This is a genomic window from Nocardioides scoriae (assembly GCF_900104965.1).
Classification (GTDB): Bacteria; Actinomycetota; Actinomycetes; order Propionibacteriales; family Nocardioidaceae; genus Marmoricola; species Marmoricola scoriae.
This window is the reverse complement of record NZ_LT629757.1, coordinates 1,370,108-1,386,080: the sequence shown is the minus strand read 5'-3', so window position 1 is coordinate 1,386,080 and position 15,973 is coordinate 1,370,108. Positions and strand designations below refer to the sequence as shown.

General features: G+C 74.7%; 14 protein-coding genes. 8 read left to right on the top strand and 6 right to left on the bottom strand.

The window, feature by feature from the left end; all coding sequences use genetic code 11:
* Window positions 1-36 precede the first annotated feature (36 nt).
* The 3 genes from BLU55_RS06655 to BLU55_RS06645 are packed head-to-tail and all read left to right on the top strand — an operon-like array spanning window position 37 to window position 4,546.
* On the top strand, window positions 37-2,754 hold the full coding sequence (locus tag BLU55_RS06655) for a bifunctional acetate--CoA ligase family protein/GNAT family N-acetyltransferase (protein WP_231917086.1): 2,718 nt from the start codon (window positions 37-39) through the stop codon (window positions 2,752-2,754).
* Between the two features lie 32 nt (window positions 2,755-2,786).
* Window positions 2,787-3,377 (top strand): DUF5998 family protein, encoded by a 591-nt coding sequence (locus tag BLU55_RS06650; RefSeq protein WP_091727531.1) that lies wholly within the window; start codon window positions 2,787-2,789, stop codon window positions 3,375-3,377.
* Window positions 3,378-3,385: 8 nt separating this feature from the next.
* Window positions 3,386-4,546: an alkaline phosphatase family protein gene (locus tag BLU55_RS06645; RefSeq protein ID WP_091727528.1), complete on the top strand. Its 1,161-nt coding sequence runs from the start codon at window positions 3,386-3,388 to the stop codon at window positions 4,544-4,546.
* Between the two features lie 40 nt (window positions 4,547-4,586).
* Here the strand turns inward: BLU55_RS06645 and BLU55_RS06640 are convergent, their stop codons facing one another.
* Complete coding sequence (locus BLU55_RS06640) at window positions 4,587-5,240, bottom strand: thymidine kinase (RefSeq protein WP_091727524.1); 654 nt, start codon at window positions 5,238-5,240, stop codon at window positions 4,587-4,589.
* Window positions 5,241-5,256: 16 nt separating this feature from the next.
* Between BLU55_RS06640 and BLU55_RS06635 the strand changes: the two genes are divergently transcribed.
* Both BLU55_RS06635 and BLU55_RS06630 read left to right on the top strand, forming a co-directional pair.
* Window positions 5,257-6,120 (top strand): sulfurtransferase, encoded by an 864-nt coding sequence (locus BLU55_RS06635; RefSeq protein WP_091727521.1) that lies wholly within the window; start codon window positions 5,257-5,259, stop codon window positions 6,118-6,120.
* Window positions 6,121-6,129: 9 nt separating this feature from the next.
* Entirely contained in the window at window positions 6,130-6,897 is a 768-nt protein-coding gene (locus tag BLU55_RS06630; RefSeq protein ID WP_091727518.1) for a class I SAM-dependent methyltransferase, read from the top strand.
* Between the two features lie 3 nt (window positions 6,898-6,900).
* Here BLU55_RS06630 and BLU55_RS06625 read toward each other — a convergent pair whose 3' ends face one another.
* From BLU55_RS06625 to sepH, 3 genes are all read right to left on the bottom strand, one after another.
* Window positions 6,901-7,416: a DUF952 domain-containing protein gene (locus BLU55_RS06625; protein ID WP_091727515.1), complete on the bottom strand. Its 516-nt coding sequence runs from the start codon at window positions 7,414-7,416 to the stop codon at window positions 6,901-6,903.
* 3 nt (window positions 7,417-7,419) lie between these two features.
* Window positions 7,420-9,429 carry an SDR family oxidoreductase gene (locus tag BLU55_RS06620; RefSeq protein WP_091727513.1) on the bottom strand — a complete coding sequence of 670 codons (2,010 nt, stop codon included), beginning with the start codon at window positions 9,427-9,429 and terminating at the stop codon, window positions 7,420-7,422.
* 97 nt (window positions 9,430-9,526) lie between these two features.
* Window positions 9,527-10,684: a septation protein SepH gene (gene sepH, locus BLU55_RS06615; RefSeq protein WP_091727510.1), complete on the bottom strand. Its 1,158-nt coding sequence runs from the start codon at window positions 10,682-10,684 to the stop codon at window positions 9,527-9,529.
* A gap of 57 nt (window positions 10,685-10,741) precedes the next feature.
* Between sepH and BLU55_RS06610 the strand changes: the two genes are divergently transcribed.
* Window positions 10,742-11,383, top strand: a complete 642-nt coding sequence (locus BLU55_RS06610; protein ID WP_091727507.1) for a trimeric intracellular cation channel family protein — start codon at window positions 10,742-10,744, stop codon at window positions 11,381-11,383.
* 52 nt (window positions 11,384-11,435) lie between these two features.
* Here the strand turns inward: BLU55_RS06610 and BLU55_RS06605 are convergent, their stop codons facing one another.
* On the bottom strand, window positions 11,436-12,734 hold the full coding sequence (locus BLU55_RS06605) for a D-arabinono-1,4-lactone oxidase (protein ID WP_091727505.1): 1,299 nt from the start codon (window positions 12,732-12,734) through the stop codon (window positions 11,436-11,438).
* Window positions 12,731-13,954, bottom strand: a complete 1,224-nt coding sequence (locus tag BLU55_RS06600; RefSeq protein WP_157682758.1) for an MFS transporter — start codon at window positions 13,952-13,954, stop codon at window positions 12,731-12,733. Before BLU55_RS06600 ends, BLU55_RS06605 begins: the two co-directional genes overlap by 4 nt.
* Here BLU55_RS06600 and BLU55_RS06595 point away from each other — a divergent pair.
* Together BLU55_RS06595 and BLU55_RS06590 are read left to right on the top strand one after the other, a co-directional pair.
* Entirely contained in the window at window positions 13,953-15,032 is a 1,080-nt protein-coding gene (locus BLU55_RS06595) for a ferrochelatase (RefSeq protein ID WP_091727500.1), read from the top strand. The two genes, BLU55_RS06600 and BLU55_RS06595, sit on opposite strands and share 2 nt — an antisense overlap.
* 4 nt (window positions 15,033-15,036) lie before the next feature.
* On the top strand, window positions 15,037-15,834 hold the full coding sequence (locus tag BLU55_RS06590; protein ID WP_091727497.1) for an inositol monophosphatase family protein: 798 nt from the start codon (window positions 15,037-15,039) through the stop codon (window positions 15,832-15,834).
* Window positions 15,835-15,973: the final 139 nt, after the last annotated feature.

The window sequence follows — 15,973 nt, the reverse complement described above, 5'->3', positions numbered from 1 at the left end:
GGCGCGCCGTCGAGCCCCGGACGGTACATTTCAGCCGTGACCAGCCTGGAGACCGAGACGCCGTCTCCCGCCCCCCGGGACTACCCCGAGCACTGGGAGGCCGACGTCCTCCTCCGCGACGGCCGGACCGCCCACCTGCGCCCGATCCTGCCCAGCGACGCCGAGGGGCTCGTCGAGTTCTACGCCCAGGTCTCCCAGCAGTCGAAGTACTACCGCTTCTTCGCCCCGATGCCGACCCTCTCGGACCGCGACGTCGCGCGCTTCACCACCGTCGACCACCGCCAGCGGGTGGCCTTCGTGATCACCCTGGCCCAGAAGATCCTCGCCGTGGGCCGATACGACCTGCTCGACGCCGAGCGCGCCGAGGTGGCCTTCCTCGTCCAGGACCAGCACCAGGGCCGCGGCATCGGCCAGGTGCTGCTCGAGCACCTCGCCCAGGCCGGTCGCGAGCGCGGCGTGAAGCGCTTCGTGGCCGAGGTGCTGCCCGACAACCGCCGGATGATCCAGGTCTTCCGCGAGCAGGGCTACTCGGTCAAGGGCGGCTGGGAGGAGGGGGTGATGCACCTCGAGTTCGACATCGACCCCACCGAGACCTCGATCGGCGTGATCGCCGCCCGCGAGCACCGCTCCGAGGCCGCCTCGATCGCCGCCTTCCTCAACGCCGGCTCGGTCGCCGTCATCGGCGCCTCCCGCCGCCGCGACACCATCGGCGCCACGCTGGTGCGCAACCTGGTGCTGGGCGACTACGCCGGCCGGGTGTACGTCGTGAACCCCGCGGCCGACTCGGTGGCCGGCATGCCGTCGTACGCCACGGTCGGCGACATCCCCGGCGACGTCGACGTCGCGATCGTGGCGGTGCCGGCCGACAAGGTGCAGGACGTCGTGCTCGACTGCGCGGCCAAGGGCGTGCACGGCCTCGTGGTCATCTCCAGCGGCTTCGCCGAGACCGGCGAGGAGGGTCGCAAGCGGCAGCGCAAGCTGGTCGGGCTGGCCCGCTCCTACGGCCTGCGGCTGATCGGCCCCAACTGCCTCGGCGTCATCAACACCGCCTCCGCGGTGTCGCTCAACGCCTCGCTCGCGCCGGTGATGCCGCCGCGGGGCCGGGCGGGCTTCTTCTGCCAGTCCGGCGCGCTCGGCACCGCGATCCTGGAGAAGGTCCGGGCCCGCGGCCTCGGCCTGTCGACCTTCGTCAGCGCCGGCAACCGCGCCGACGTCTCGGGCAACGACCTCCTGCAGTACTGGGAGGAGGACGAGGCGACCGAGGTGATCCTGCTCTACCTGGAGTCCATCGGGAACCCGCGCAAGTTCTCCCGGATCGCGCGCCGCGTCTCGCGCTCCAAGCCGATCATCGCCGTCCGCTCGGGGCGCACCACCCAGGGGGTGCCGATGGGCCACGCCGTGCGCCAGATCGCCGCGCCGCCCGAGGCCGTCGACGCGATGTTCAAGCAGGCCGGCATCCTCCAGGTCGACACGCTCGAGGAGATGTTCGACGTCGCCCAGCTGCTGGCCCACCAGCCGCTGCCGTCCGGCTCCCGGGTGGCCATCGTCGGCAACTCCGACGCGCTGGGCCTGCTCGCCGTCGACGCCGCGGTCGCCAACGGGCTCACGGTCACCAGCGCCACCGCCCTGGGGGCCGACGCCACCGCCGAGGACTTCGAGGACGCGCTCGACGCCGCCATCGACGACGACCACGTCGACGCCGTCGTCGCGGTCTACATCCCGCCGCTGGACGCCGGCGGCGAGGAGGTCGCCAACGTGCTGGCCGCGGTGGGGGAGCAGTCCGACAAGCCGCTGGTCTCGACCTTCCTGGGCCGCGAGGGCGTGCCCGAGCTGCTCCGCGTGCCCGACCTCTCGGGCGACACCGCCGGCCGCGGGTCGGTGCCGTCCTACCAGGCGGTCGAGGCCGCGGTGCGCGCGCTCGCCCGCGTCGTGGAGTACGCCGCGTGGCGCGACCGCGACGACCAGGACGGCGCCGTCCTCGAGCACGTCGACCTCGAGGCCGCGACCCGCCAGGTCAACGAGCTGCTGATGCACCACCCCCAGGGCAAGAACCTCTCCGACGTCGAGCTGCAGGCGCTGCTGGGCCACTACGGGGTCGACCTGTGGGAGCGCGTGCACGTCCACTCGGTGGAGGAGGCGCTGGCCGCCGCCCGTCAGCTCGGCTGGGACGTCGTGCTCAAGGCGACCGCCGAGCGGCTGCGCCAGCGTCCCGACCTGGCCCACGTGTGGCGCAACATCGACGACGAGGACGACATGCGCGACGCCTGGGCCTCGCTCATGGAGCTGATCGCGGACCCGGCCGACGCGGAGTTCGTGGTGCAGCGCACCGCCTCCCCGGGCGTGCCGATCGCCATCGGCGGCCTCGAGGACCCGCTGTTCGGCCCGGCCGTCTCCTTCGGCATCGCCGGGGCGCTGACCGACCTCGTCGGTGACAAGGCCTTCCGGATCCCGCCCATCAGCGCGGTGGACGCCGCGGAGACGGTGCGCTCGGTCAAGGCCGCGCCGCTGCTGTTCGGCTTCCGCGGCAGCGAGCAGGTCGACGTGGCCGCGGTCGAGGACCTGATCCGTCGGGTCGCGCAGCTCAAGATCGACCTGCCGCAGGTCAGCCAGCTCGACCTGGTGCTGGTGCACGCGACCGCCGGGGGCGTCACGGTGCTGCACGCCACCGGCCGGGTGGCGCCGGTCGCCGACGCCCGCTCGGACCTGTTCGTCCGGCGGCTGACGGCCCCGGCGGGCGACACGCTGCCCGGCTGAGGCCGTCCACGGGCCGTGACAGACTGACCCGCATGCGCACCGTCACGTCCCCGGACCGGTTCGGCGCCCTCGTGGCCGCCATCGAGAAGACCGGGTACTACCCCGAGGTCGTGGCCGCGGGCGTCCGCGCCGCCGTCGCGGGCGAGCAGGTCGACGCCTTCCTCGTCCACCACGAGCCGACGATCGACCGCGACGAGGTGCGTCGCCACATCACCGTCGTGGTGCTCACCGACAGCCGGCTGATCCTGTGCCACACCGACGAGCACGCCCCCGACGACCTGCTGCCCGAGCCCTACACCTCGACCTCCACCGAGGCGGTGCGGCTGTCCTCGGTGCGCTCGGTCGTGGTCAACCGGATGGTGGCCAACCCCGAGTCGTTCGCCGGCCGCGGCCAGCCCGTGCCCAGCGAGGCCGTGCTGACCGTGGGCTGGGGTGGCCTCAACCGGCTCGACCTGGAGCCGGCGGGCTGCGCCGACCCCGAGTGCGAGGCCGACCACGGCTACACCGGCGTGCTCGCCTCCGACGACTTCTCGCTGCGGGTCAGCTCCGCCGCCGACGGCCAGCAGGCGGTCGACGACCTGCTCGTCTTCGCCGAGAGCCTCTCGGCCCGCACGCACGGCTGAGCGCCCCGGTGACGCAGGGGGCGTGGGGGTCGGGCCCCGCCACGGGGTTCCTCGCCCCGGCGTGGTCCTCCGCCGACGCCGCCGGCCGGACCCTGGCCGACGTGCTGCCGGCCGTCGCGCGGGCGCTCGGGGTGGACCTCGGCGGCCACGCCAGCAGCCTCGAGCTGCCACCGGCCCCGGCGTACGTCGTGGTGCTGGTCGACGGCCTCGGCCACGAGCTGCTCGCCGAGCACCGCGCCCAGGCGCCCTACCTGCACTCCCTGCTGGGCACGCCGCCCGCCACCTGCGGGGTGCCCTCGACCACCGCGACCTCGCTGACCTCGCTCGGCACCGCGCTGGCGCCCGGCCAGCACGGCCTGGTGGGCTTCACCTCGCGCGTGCCGGCCACCGGCGAGCTGCTCAACGCGCTGTTCTGGGACCGTGACGTCGACCCGCTCGACTGGCAGCCCCACCCCACCGCCTTCGCGCGCCTGGAGGCGCTGGGGGTCCGCACGACCGTGGTGAGCAAGCGCGAGTTCGCCGGGTCCGGGCTCACCCGCTGCGGCCAGCGGGGCGCGGCGTACGTCGGGGCCGACGACATCGCCGAGCGGGTCGCCGGCGCGGTGGCGGCCGCTGCCCACCGGCCCTCGCTGACCTACGTCTACGACGGCGACCTCGACTGGCACGGCCACCGCGCGGGCGTGGACTCCCAGCGGTGGCGGGGGCAGCTGCGCGACGTCGACGAGGACGTCCAGGAGCTGCGCGACGCACTGCCGCCGGAGGTGCGGATCGTGGTCGTGGCCGACCACGGGATGGTCGACTGCGGCCCCGAGACCCGCGTCGACGTCGACGTGCTGCCCGGGCTGCGCGACGGCGTCACGCTGCTCGGCGGCGAGGCCCGGTTCCGCCACGTCTACTGCCACGACGGGGCCGTCGACGACGTCGCGGCCACCTGGCGCGAGGTGCTGGGGGAGCGCGCGACCGTGCTGACCCGCGAGCAGGCCACCGCGCGCGGCTGGTTCGGCCCGGTCGACGCGGGCGTGCGGCCGCGCATCGGCGACGTCGTGGCCGCGGCGCACGGCACCTGGGGGCTGTTCAGCACCACCGACTTCGCCTACGAGACCACCCTGGTCGGCCTGCACGGCTCGCTGACCCCGCAGGAGATGCTCATCCCCCTCCTGGTCTGCTGAGGGGGCCCCGCCGGGCCCCTCTGCCGGCGCCCGTCGGGGCTCAGGCGAAGGGGAGCGGCTCGGCGATCATCGAGATCGCACGCGCGCGGGCGGCGGTCATCCGGCGCCGGTGGTGGGCGCGGCAGAGCACCTCGTAGACGACCTCGGCCGGCGGCGCCGACTGGTCCTCGACGTCGCCGACCACGACCTGCTCGCCCTCGACGACCATGGTGCCGTCGACCGAGCGGGCGTTGTGGGTGGCCCGCTTGCCGCACCAGCACAGCGCCTCGACCTGGAGCACGTGCATCCGGTCGGCGAGCTCGACCATGCGGCGCGAGCCCTCGAAGAGCTGCGTGCGGAAGTCGCTGAGGATGCCGAAGGCGAACACGTCGATCTGCAGCTCGTCGACGACCTTGGCCAGGTCCTCGACCTGGCGGCCGGAGTAGAACTGCACCTCGTCGCACACCAGGTAGTCGATGCGCTGCCCCCGGGTCAGCTGGTCGACGACGTAGCGCCAGAAGTCGAAGTCCTCCTCGACCTCGAGCGCGTCGTGGGTCAGGCCCAGCCGGGAGGAGATCAGCGCCTGCCCGGCGCGGTCGTGGGTGGTGAAGATCCGCCCCAGGCGACCGCGTGCGGCGTGGTTGTGGTTGGTCTGCAACGCCAGCGTGCTCTTCCCCGAGTCCATGGTCCCGGTGAAGAACTGTAGTTCGGCCACGGGGCAGGATCATGCCATGCAGCCGACCGCCGCCCCGCACCCGCTGATCGCCGTCGACGAGCTCGCCCGCCTGCTCGAGGACGAGCCGGCGCCCACCCTGCTCGACGTCCGCTACCGGATGGGCGGGCCGCCCGGCGGGGCGGAGTTCGAGCGCGGCCACGTGCCCGGCGCGGCGTACGTCGACCTGGACGGTGCGCTGGCCGCTCCGCCCGGCGACGGCGGTCGGCACCCGCTGCCGGACCCGGCCGACCTGCAGGCCGCGCTCCGGGCCGCCGGGGTGCGGGAGGGACGTCCGGTCGTGGTCTACGACGACTGGCAGGGGCGCGCAGCCGCCCGCTGCTGGTGGCTGCTGCGCTGGGCCGGCCACGGGTCCGTGCGGGTCCTCGACGGTGGCTGGGGCGCCTGGGTCGGCGCGGGGCACCCGGTCGCGACGGGCGCCGGGGCTCCCGAGCCCGGCGACCTCGTGGTCCGCCCGGGGTCGGTGCCGACCGTCGGGCCCGAGGAGGTGCTCGACGTCGCGGCGCGCGGCCTGCTGCTCGACGCCCGCGAGGCGCCCCGCTACGCCGGCGAGACCGAGCCGGTCGACCCCGTGGCCGGCCACGTGCCCGGGGCGGTCAACGCCCCCACCAGCGCCAACCTGGCCGACGACGGCCGGTTCCGCAGCCCCACCGAGCTCGCCGAGGTGTACGCCGCGGCGCGCGGCCGCGAGACGGCCGTGTACTGCGGCAGCGGGGTCACGGCGGCCCACGACCTGCTCGCGATGGCGGTCGCCGGCCTCGACGGCGCGCTCTACCCCGGCTCCTGGAGCGAGTGGGTGCGCGACCCCGCGCGGCCCGTGGCCACCGGGCCGACGCCGTCCGGGGGCGTCGCGGAGCACTAGGCTCCGGGCATGAGCGACTCGGCGTACACCGCGGAGGACTTCGACCGGTGGTACGCCGACCTCGACGCCTCGACCGCCCGCGACGACCTGGAGCAGCGCCACCTCGGGCTGTCCCCCGAGCTGTCGCGCACGGTCACCGGGCTGGTGCCCCTCGACGGCCTGGCCGCGGTCACCAGCGCGCTCTGGCTGGCGCCCGACGAGCTGCTGCTCGACCTGGCCTGCGGGCAGGGCGGCTACGGCCTCGAGGTGGCCTCGCGGACCCGCGCCCGGCTGCTCGGGATCGACTTCTCGGCCGAGGCGGTGCGCCAGGCCACGGCCGAGGCGGCCCGCCAGGAGCGCGACGCGACCTTCCGGGTCGGCTCGCTGACCGACACCGGGCTCGAGGACGCCAGCGTCGACGCCGTGATCTGCCTCGACTCGGTGCAGTTCGCCGAGCGGCCCGACGCGGCGTACGCCGAGGTGGCGCGGGTGCTGCGCCCCGGCGGGCGCCTGGTCCTCACCGCCTGGGAGCCGCGCGACGCCGCCGACGAGCAGGTGCCCGCCTCGATGCGCCGGCTCCGGCTCGCCGACGGCCTCGTGGTCGCGGGCTTCGAGGACGTCGAGGTCGAGGAGTGCGACGACTGGGCGGCACAGGAGCGGGCGCTGTGGGAGGAGGCCCGCGGCACCGACCCCGGCGGCGACCCGGCGCTGGAGGCGCTGCGGGACGAGGCGCTCAGCGTGCTGGCGACCTTCGACCGCGTCCAGCGGGTGATGGCCAGCGGCACCCGCCGCGCCTGAGCCTCAGCGCCGGCGGCGCAGCACGACGACGAACACCACGACGCCGAGCGCCAGCCCGGCCAGCGCCCCCACCAGCGGGGCGCCGTCGGTGCCGCTCAGCCCGGCGAGCTGCGCCCCGAGGCCGGCCAGCAGCATCGCGACGACCGCCAGCCCGACCCGCCACAGCATCTCGCCGACGAACAGCCGCGTGAACGACGGCAGGCTGCCGTCGGCCGCGAACGGCTGCGCGGCCACCACCGCGTCGGGCGACAGCGGGCCGTAGATGTGGGGGAACCGGTCCTGGCCCACCTCGTCCTCGCGCCACGGCACGTCGAGGCGGTCGGTCTCGATGGTGAGCAGCACCAGCGGCTCGCGGGCATCGGCGTAGAAGGCCCGGTAGGTGCCGGGCACCTGCTCGCGGCGCGAGGCGTGCAGGAACCCCTCCTGCTCCAGCGTGCGGCCGCGCGTCGAGGTGGTGTAGGCGCCCGAGCGCCGGGCGGCCGCCCAGTCGGCGGCGGTGGCGATGTGGAAGACCTGCACGGGCTACCAGTGCACGCCCTGCAGCAGCCGGGCCAGCAGCAGCTGCTCGCTCTCAGACTTGCCGGCCGGGGTGGTGCCGGCCTTGGCGGCGGTCGAGTCGGGGAAGACCTGGTAGGCCAGGTGCAGGATCCGGAAGGCCGTCTTGGGCGCCAGCGTGTGGGCCAGCGCGCCCAGGTTGCCGGTCTTGGTGTTGATCTCGTGGGGCCGGTCGACCAGCGCGGTGATCACCTTGCGGGCCGCCTGGCCGGGGCTGATGGTCGGGAACCGGTCGTAGAGCTTGGTCGGCGCGATCATCGGCGTGCGCACGAGCGGCATGTGGATCGTGGTGAAGGAGATCCCGTCGCCCACGAGCTCGCTGGAGACCACGTTGCTCCAGGCGTCGAGCGCGGCCTTGGAGGCGACGTACGCCGAGAACCGGGGCGGGCTGGTCAGCACGCCGATCGAGGAGACGTTGACGATGTGGCCCGACTGCTGCTCGCGCATCGCCGGGAGCAGCCCCATGACGAGCCGGATGGCGCCGTAGTAGTTGAGCTGCATGGTGCGCTCGAAGTCGTGGAAGCGGTCCTCGCTCAGCTTCAGCGACCGGCGGATCGAGCGGCCGGCGTTGTTGACGACGAAGTCGACGTGGTCGAAGTCCTCGCGCAGCTGCTTGGTGAGCGCGTCGATGGCGTCGAGGTCGGACAGGTCGCAGGGATAGGCGTGTGCCGTGCCGCCCTGCGCCTGGATGAGTCGCACCGTGTCGTCGAGCTTCTCGCGGCCGCGCGCGACCAGGACCGGCACGCCGCCGGCCCTGGCGACCTGGACGGCGGTGACCAGGCCGATGCCGGAGCTGGCGCCGGTGATGACGACGGTCTTGTTGGCCAGCGCCCGCACGGCCGCGCCGTCGTCCTTGATCGAGTCGTCGAGCTTCTCCTCCCACCACGACCACAGCGCCGGGGCGTAGGAGTCGAGGTCGGGCACCGAGATGCCGGAGCCGGCCAGCGCCCTCTCGGTGCGGCGGGAGGCGTAGACCGACGAGAACGACACGTGGCCGAGGACCTCGGGCGGGATGCCGAGGCGCCCGATGGTCTGCGCCAGGGCCAGCTGCACCGGCGGCAGGTGCAGCGCCCGGCCGAGCAGCGCGGCGGGCCGCAGCGCCCGGGGGAGCAGCTGGGTCGGCAGCAGGCCGGTGACGGTGCGGTCGACCGGCACCGCGAACCGCGGTGCGTTGGCGGCCGCGGCGAAGGTGTTGACCAGGCCGACGGTGTTCATGGGCTCGGGGTTGACGAGGTGGAAGGCCTCCCCGTCGTGGCCGGGCACGTGGGCGAGGTGGTCCATCGCCTTGGCGACGTAGTCGACCGGCACCACGTTGGTGTCGCCGAGGTCGACGCCCACCAGCGGCACCCAGCCGGGCAGGGCGTCGCGCATCCGCTTGAGCAGCGGGAAGAAGTAGTAGGGCCCGTCGACCTTGTCCATGGCCCCGGTCTCGGAGTCGCCGACGACCACCGCGGGCCGGTAGACCCGCCACGGGACCTCGCACTCCTCGCGCACGATCCGCTCGGACTCGAACTTGGTGCGGTGGTAGGGCGACGGCAGCCGCTGGCCCTCGTCGAACATGGTCTCGTCGAAGACCCCGACGAAGTCGCCGGACGCCGCGACGGAGGAGACCTGGTGGAAGCAGCCGGCGCCCAGGTGCTCGGCCAGCGCCACCGCGTTGCGGGTGCCGCCGACGTTGAGCTGCTCGTTGAGCTCGTCGCTCGCGGTCATGTCGTAGATGGCGGCGAGGTGGAAGACGTGGTCGACGTCGCCGCGGTGCTCGGCGATCCACTGCGGGTCGACGCCGAGGTCGGGCTCGGAGAGGTCGCCGACGACCGGCACCACCCGGTCCTCGCCCCACTGGTCCACCAGCGCCTGCAGCCGTGCCCGGGAGCCCTCGCGGCACAGCGCGTAGATGGTGCCCTCGCGGTTCTCGACCAGCTCGGTGACGAGGTAGCGGCCGATGAAGCCGGTCGCGCCGGTGACGAAGTAGGCCATGCGGGTGCACCACTCTCTCGGATCGTGCCTGCGGATCGTGCCTGCGGGGATCGGCCGAGATTACCGTCAGGTAACGGCAAAGGGCGAGGGCTCGGGACTAGGAGTCGGACCCGCCGCCGCCGAACATGATCTCGTCCCACGACGGCACCGACGCGCGCTTCCTGCGGGCCGTGCGCTGCTTCTCCTCGGCCGACTGGGGCGGGACGCCCAGGTCCAGCTCGTCCTGGTCGGGCTCGGGCCCGGACCGGGCCTCCAGCTCCGCGTCGACGACCTCCGGGTCCGCGGCGGGGACGACGGGCTCGTCGTCGGCCTCCGGCTGCTCGTCGTGGGGCCCGTCGTCGGTGCGGGGGACGGCGACGGTGTCCTCGAGGTCGGGGTCGCGCTCGTCGGCGTGGTCGTGGCCGGCGTCGTCGAGGCCGTCCTCGTGGGCGGGTGCGCTGGTCGGCTCCTCGACGGGGGCGGCGCCGTCGGCGATCCAGTCGGCGTCGGCGGTGTCGGCGCCGGGGTCGAAGGCCTCGGCGGTCGACGACGGCTCCTCGCGGTCGCGGACCAGCTCGATGGCGTCGTCGCCCAGCGGCAGGTCCTCGCCCGGCCGCAGCGCGGTGAGGCGCCGGGGGGCGGCGGCGACGGCGCCGGTGCCGCGGTCCTCGACGAGCTCGCCGGTGAGCAGGCGGGCGTCGTCGTTCTCGGCCAGCACGTAGCGGCCCGGCAGGTCGGCGGTGAGCTCGGCGTGGCGGTCGCGGCCCGCGACGGTGACGTCGGCGGTCAGCGCCCACCGGCCGTCGGGCCGGCGCCAGGCGTCCCACTCGACGTCGTCGTCGTGGAGGCGGTGCTCGGCGAGGAACTGCTCGACCGCCTCGCCGAGGGTCCGGGCGCCGCCGGTCGGACCGCCGGGGCGGCGCACGGAGGCCTTGAGCGCGGTGTAGGCGACGTGGGCGCGCTCGGCGAGCACGGGGGAGGCGTACGGCATGATCGTCTCGACCGGGGTGCCGGCGGCCTGGGCCACCTGCTCGGCGGACTCGCCGGCCCGGATCCGCGCCTGGATGTCGCGAGGTCGCAGGGCGCTGTCCATCGTGTTCTCCTGCTTCTGCCCGGTGCGGGCGGCCCGTGAGGTGGAGGGTGCACCTGCTGGTCGGTCGCGCAGCACCTCGCGCAACCGGGCGTCCACGTCGACGGCGTACTCCTCACCCGAGTCGCTGACCAGGATCAGCCGTGAGCCGTCCTCGCTGCGCCCCGTCGGGGTGAGGTGCTGCATGTGTCCGCTGCCCCTTCGTGTCCACCTGGGGGGCGAGCCTACCTAGGCTGTCGGCCCATGGGCGATCCGACCGGCGGGCCGAGCACGCTGCTCCTGGTCCTCGACCTGAGCGGCATCTTCGTGTTCGCCATCTCCGGCGGCCTGGTCGCGGTCCGCAAGCAGCTCGACATCTTCGGCGTGCTGGTCCTGGCCGGCACCACCGGTCTCGGCGGCGGCTTCCTGCGCGACGTCCTCATCGACGCCACCCCGCCCGCCGCGCTCGCCGACTGGCGCTACCTGCTGGTCCCCGTCGCCGCAGGCCTGCTCACCTTCGTCTTCCACCCCATGCTGGGCCGCCTCGAGCGCGTCACCACCGTCTTCGACGCGGCCGGGCTCGGCCTGTTCTGCGTCACCGGTGCCCTCAAGGCCCTGGACTTCGGGCTCGGCCCCGTGCCCGCCGCCCTCATGGGCATGGTCACCGGCATCGGCGGCGGCATCGCCCGCGACCTCCTGGCCGGACGCGTGCCCGTCATCTTCTCCAGCGAGCTGTACGCCACCCCCGCCCTGCTCGGCGCCACCTGGGCCGTCGTCGCCGCCGGCCTCGGCGCCCCCGAGTGGGCCGTCACCTTCCCCGGCGTCGCCCTGTGCTTCGGCTTCCGCATGCTCGCCCTGCTCCGCAACTGGCGCGCCCCGCTGCCCAGCGGCTCCGCCAGCGTCTGACGCGACGGCGCCCTCCGTGGCCGTCTCCGGGCGTGCCGGCGGCCGGCCGGGGTCAGGGGCCGAGGACGCGGTCGAGGTAGGGGTTGGCGAACAGCCGGTCGGGGTCGAGGCGGTCGCGGGCGGCGAGGACGTCGTCCCAGCGGTCGTACGCCGGGGCGAGGTCGGCCGCGGTGCGGGTGTGCAGCTTGCCCCAGTGGGGCCGGCCGTCGTGGGCGCGGAGCACCGCCTCGACGCCGGCGAAGTAGTCGGTGTGGTCGCTGGCGGCGTTGACGTGGACGGCGATCCAGGCGGTGTCGCGGCCGTGGGCGGGGGAGAGGGGGACGTCGTCGGCGGGGGTGACGCGGTACTCCACGGGGAAGCCGATGCGCCAGCCGGAGCGCTCCACCAGGCGGCGCACGTCGCGGAGCGCGTCGAGGCCGGCCTCGCGCGGCACGGCGTACTCCATCTCGCGGAAGCGGACCGTGCGCCGGGTGGTGAACACCCGGTGGGGCACGTCGCTGTAGCGGCGCTCGCCCAGGGCCCGGGCCGAGAGGTCGTTGATGCGGGGGATCGCCCGGGGGACCCGGTTGCCGACGCGGTTGGTGAGCGAGAAGACCCGGTTGGACAGGAACTGGTCGTCCCACCACTCGCGGAACCGGGACAGCGGTGCGGGGTCCTCCAGGACCCGGTCGTTGACCTTGGACAGCAGCCGGTCGGTGTGGGGGAACCAGTACATCTCGACGTGGTGGTGCTCGGCGGCCCGCTGGTCGAAGCCGCCGAGCGCCTCGTCCCAGCGCAACGGGGCCTCGTGGGCCTCCAGGGTGAACAGCGGCTCGACCTCGACGGTCACGGAGGTGAGCACCCCGAGGGCGCCGAGTCCGACGCGGGCGACCGCGAGCAGGTCGGGGTGCTCGTCGCGGTCGAGGTGGAGCACCTCGCCGGTGCCGGTGACCAGCTCGAGGCCGACGACCTGGGCGCTGAGCGAGCCGCGGGTGCCGCCGGTCCCGTGGGTGCCGGTGGAGATGGCGCCGGCCAGGGTCTGCTCCTCGACGTCGCCCATGTTGTGCAGCGACAGGCCCAGGCGCACCAGCCCGGCGTTGAGCTCGCGCAGCGGGGTGCCGGCCAGGGCGGTGACGGTCAGGGCGGCCCGGTCGACCGCGACGATGCCGGTCAGCCCGCCGGGGTGCAGCAGCACGCCGTCGGTCACCGCCACGTCGCTGAAGGAGTGTCCCGAGCCGGGCATCTTCAGGTGCAGGCCTCGCTCGCGCGCCGAGGCGACCGCCGCGACGACGTCGTCGAGGTGGTGCGGCGTGCGTGACTCCACGGGCCGGGCGGTGCTGAGCCCCGACCAGCTGGTCCAGGAGGTGGTCACCCGACGAGGCTAGTCCGGGTGTCGGCGGGCGTGCGGACCGCGAGGCCCGACACGGCGGCGAGGACCGCGGAGACGGTGCAGACCCAGAACGCGGTGGACCCGCCGGCGGCGTCGGCCACCACCCCCGCGCCCCACGCGCCGGGGGCGATCCCGGCACCGACCCCGGTCTGGACGACGCCCATCGCCTCGTTGAGCCGGGCCGCCGGCACCGCGGCCTCGATGAGCGAGAACAGCGAGATCAGGGTCGGGGCCAGGGCCAGGCCGGTGAGGAAGAGCGCGACCGTGACCAGCAGCAGCCCGGGCAGCAGCGGCAGCGCCACGGTGCCGACCGCGAGCACGGTCATGCCGATGCGGGCGCGGGTGAGCGGCGGTCGGCGGGTCGGGGTGGCGCCGGCGACGACCCCGGCGACCAGGCTCCCCAGGGAGAACGCCGCCAGCATCAGGCCGGCCACCGCCTTGGTCCCCTCGTCCTCGGCCAGCGCGACCGTGGCGACCTCGAGCGCCCCGAACAGGCTGCCCAACGCGACGGCGCCGAGCGCGAGCGGCACCAGCAGCAGCCACGGCATCGGCGGCCGGGTCGTGCCCGCGACGGGTCGGTGCGGCGGCGGCTCGGTGCGGCGCTGCGCGGCCAGGGCGAGCGAGCCGACGGTGCCGGCCACGATCGCCACCACCAGCCCCGACTGCGGGGCGAAGCTGGTGGCCAGCAGGGTCACCAGGGCCGGCCCGGTCACGAACACGACCTCGTCGGCCACGCCCTCGACCGAGAACGCCGTGTGGCGCTCCTGGTCGTCGGTCAGCAGGTGGGCCCAGCGGGCGCGCACCATGGTCCCGACCTGGGGCACCGACATGCCGGCCAGCAGCGCCAGCAGGTGGGGCCACGGCAGCGACCAGTCGGCACTGACGGCCACCACCGTGAGGCTGGAGGCGAGCCCGAAGACGACCGTGTCGACCCGGAGCACGCGGCGCTGCCCGAAGCGGTCGGCCAGGCGGCCGTGGGGGACGGCGAACAGCGCGTTCCCCACGACGTACGCCGCCGACACCTGCCCGGCGAGCGCGTAGGAGCCGGTCAGCGCGCTGACGAGCAGCACGATCCCCAGCGTCATCATCGAGATCGGGAGCCGCGCGACGAGACCGGTGGCGGAGAAGGCGGCCGCACCGGGGTGGGCGAACACCCGGCGGTAGGAGGTGAGCATCGGGTCGAACTCTAGGCTGGGCGGCATGCCCGACCCCACGCCGTACGACGCCCTGCTGCTGGTCTCCTTCGGGGGGCCCGAGAAGCCCGAGGACGTGGTGCCGTTCCTCCGCAACGTGACCGCCGGGAAGGACATCCCCGACGCCCGCCTCGAGGAGGTCGGCGAGCACTACTACGGCTTCGGCGGCCGCAGCCCGATCAACGACCAGAACCGCGCGCTGCTCGAGGCCATCCGCGGCGACCTGGCCGCCAGCGGGGTCGACCTGCCGGTCTTCTGGGGCAACCGCAACTGGGACCCCTACCTGGCCGACACGCTGGTCGAGATGCGCGAGGCCGGCGTCACCCGGGCCCTGGCCCTGGTCACCAGCGCCTACTCGTCGTACAGCGGCTGCCGGCAGTACCGCGAGAACCTCGCCGGTGCCGTCGCCGAGGTCCCCGGCGCCCCGCAGCTGGACAAGCTGCGCCACTACTACAACCACCCGGGCTTCATCGAGCCGATGGTGGACGCCACCCTCGCCGCCCTGGCCGAGCTGCCCGAGGACGCCCGCCGGAGCGGCCACCTCGCCTTCGTGACCCACTCCATCCCGACCTCGATGGACGCCGCGAGCGGGCCCGAGGGCCACGCCTACGTCGCCCAGCACCGCCTGGTGGCCGCCGAGGTCGTCGACCGGGTGCGCGAGGAGACCGGCCACCGCTACCCGTGGGAGCTGGTGTTCTGCTCGCGCTCGGGCCCGCCCCACGTGCCGTGGCTGGAGCCCGACGTCAACGACCACCTGCGTGGGCTCCGCGACGCCGAGGTCGCGGGCGCGGTGGTGGTGCCGATCGGCTTCGTCTCGGACCACATGGAGGTCATCTACGACCTCGACACGGAGGCCCGTGCCACGGCCGAGGAGATCGGGCTGCCCTTCGCCCGGGCCGCCACGGCCGGTGTCGACCCGCGGTTCGTGGCCATGGTCCGCGACCTGGTGCTGGAGCGGGCAGCCCAGGAGCGGGGCCAGGTGGTGGAGCAGGCGGTCGTGTCGGGCCCGCCGTCCTGGAACGTCTGCCCCGCGGGCTGCTGCGCCAACCCGCGCGGCCCCCGTCCGGCGCTGTGCGGGCAGGACTGAGCCGGTGAGCCACGAGGACGAGCAGCTGCTGGCCCTGGCCCTGGAGGTCGCCCGGGAGGGCGGTGCCCTGGTCGAGCGGATGCGGCGCGAGGGCGTCTCGGTCGCCGACACCAAGAGCAGCCAGGTCGACATCGTCACCGCCGCCGACCGGGCGTGCGAGGACCTGGTCCGCGCCCGGGTGCTGGCCGCCCGGCCCGACGACGGCGTGGTGGGCGAGGAGGGCGACGACGTCCGCGGCAGCTCCGGCGTGCGGTGGGTCGTCGACCCCATCGACGGCACCGTCAACTACCTCTACGGCCTGCCCCACTGGGCGGTCTCGGTGGCGGCCGCCCGCGGCGACGAGGTGGTGGCCGGCGTGGTGCTGGCGCCCGCGCTCGGGGTCACCTACACCGCCGTGAGGGGTGGGGGCGCGTTCCGCGACGGGTCCCCGCTGCAGGTGCGCGAACCCGTCGAGGTGGCGCAGAGCCTGGTCGCCACCGGGTTCAGCTACTCCCCGGAGGTCCGCGCCCGGCAGGGACGGGCCGTGGCCCGGCTGCTGGCCCGGGTGCGCGACGTGCGCCGGATGGGGTCGTGCGCGCTCGACCTGTGCGGCGTCGCCGAGGGCAGCCTGGACGGCTACGTCGAGGAGGGGCCGCACTGGTGGGACCACGCCGCCGGCGCCCTGGTGGCCCAGGAGGCCGGCGCCGTCGTGGAGGTCACCCGCGGCCCGGCGCTCGACCTGGTCCGAGCCGCCCCGCGCGGCGCCTGGGACCAGTTCGCCGCCCTGGTCGAGGAGTGCGGCTTCCTCGAGGCGAGCACCTGAGGAAACCGTCGGCGAGGCGCGTGGGAACGGCGCGATCGGGCACGGGAACAACCTGCCCGGACCCCCTGTTCACGTGAGGTCCACCACGGGTGGGCCGCCCGGTACCTCCCGGGTGTGCTTTATGACGGTGACTGGTGCA

Bases quoted from the DNA above. Each gene is read 5' to 3' on its own strand.
- BLU55_RS06650 (WP_091727531.1), top strand. From the start codon at position 2,787: ATGCGCACCGTCACGTCCCCGGACCGGTTCGGCGCCCTCGTGGCCGCC.
- BLU55_RS06635 (WP_091727521.1), top strand. From the start codon at position 5,257: ATGCAGCCGACCGCCGCCCCGCACCCGCTGATCGCCGTCGACGAGCTC.
- BLU55_RS06630 (WP_091727518.1), top strand. From the start codon at position 6,130: ATGAGCGACTCGGCGTACACCGCGGAGGACTTCGACCGGTGGTACGCC.
- BLU55_RS06620 (WP_091727513.1), bottom strand. From the start codon at position 9,429: ATGGCCTACTTCGTCACCGGCGCGACCGGCTTCATCGGCCGCTACCTC.
- sepH (WP_091727510.1), bottom strand. From the start codon at position 10,684: ATGCAGCACCTCACCCCGACGGGGCGCAGCGAGGACGGCTCACGGCTG.
- BLU55_RS06610 (WP_091727507.1), top strand. From the start codon at position 10,742: ATGGGCGATCCGACCGGCGGGCCGAGCACGCTGCTCCTGGTCCTCGAC.
- BLU55_RS06595 (WP_091727500.1), top strand. From the start codon at position 13,953: ATGCCCGACCCCACGCCGTACGACGCCCTGCTGCTGGTCTCCTTCGGG.
- BLU55_RS06600 (WP_157682758.1), bottom strand. From the start codon at position 13,954: ATGCCGCCCAGCCTAGAGTTCGACCCGATGCTCACCTCCTACCGCCGG.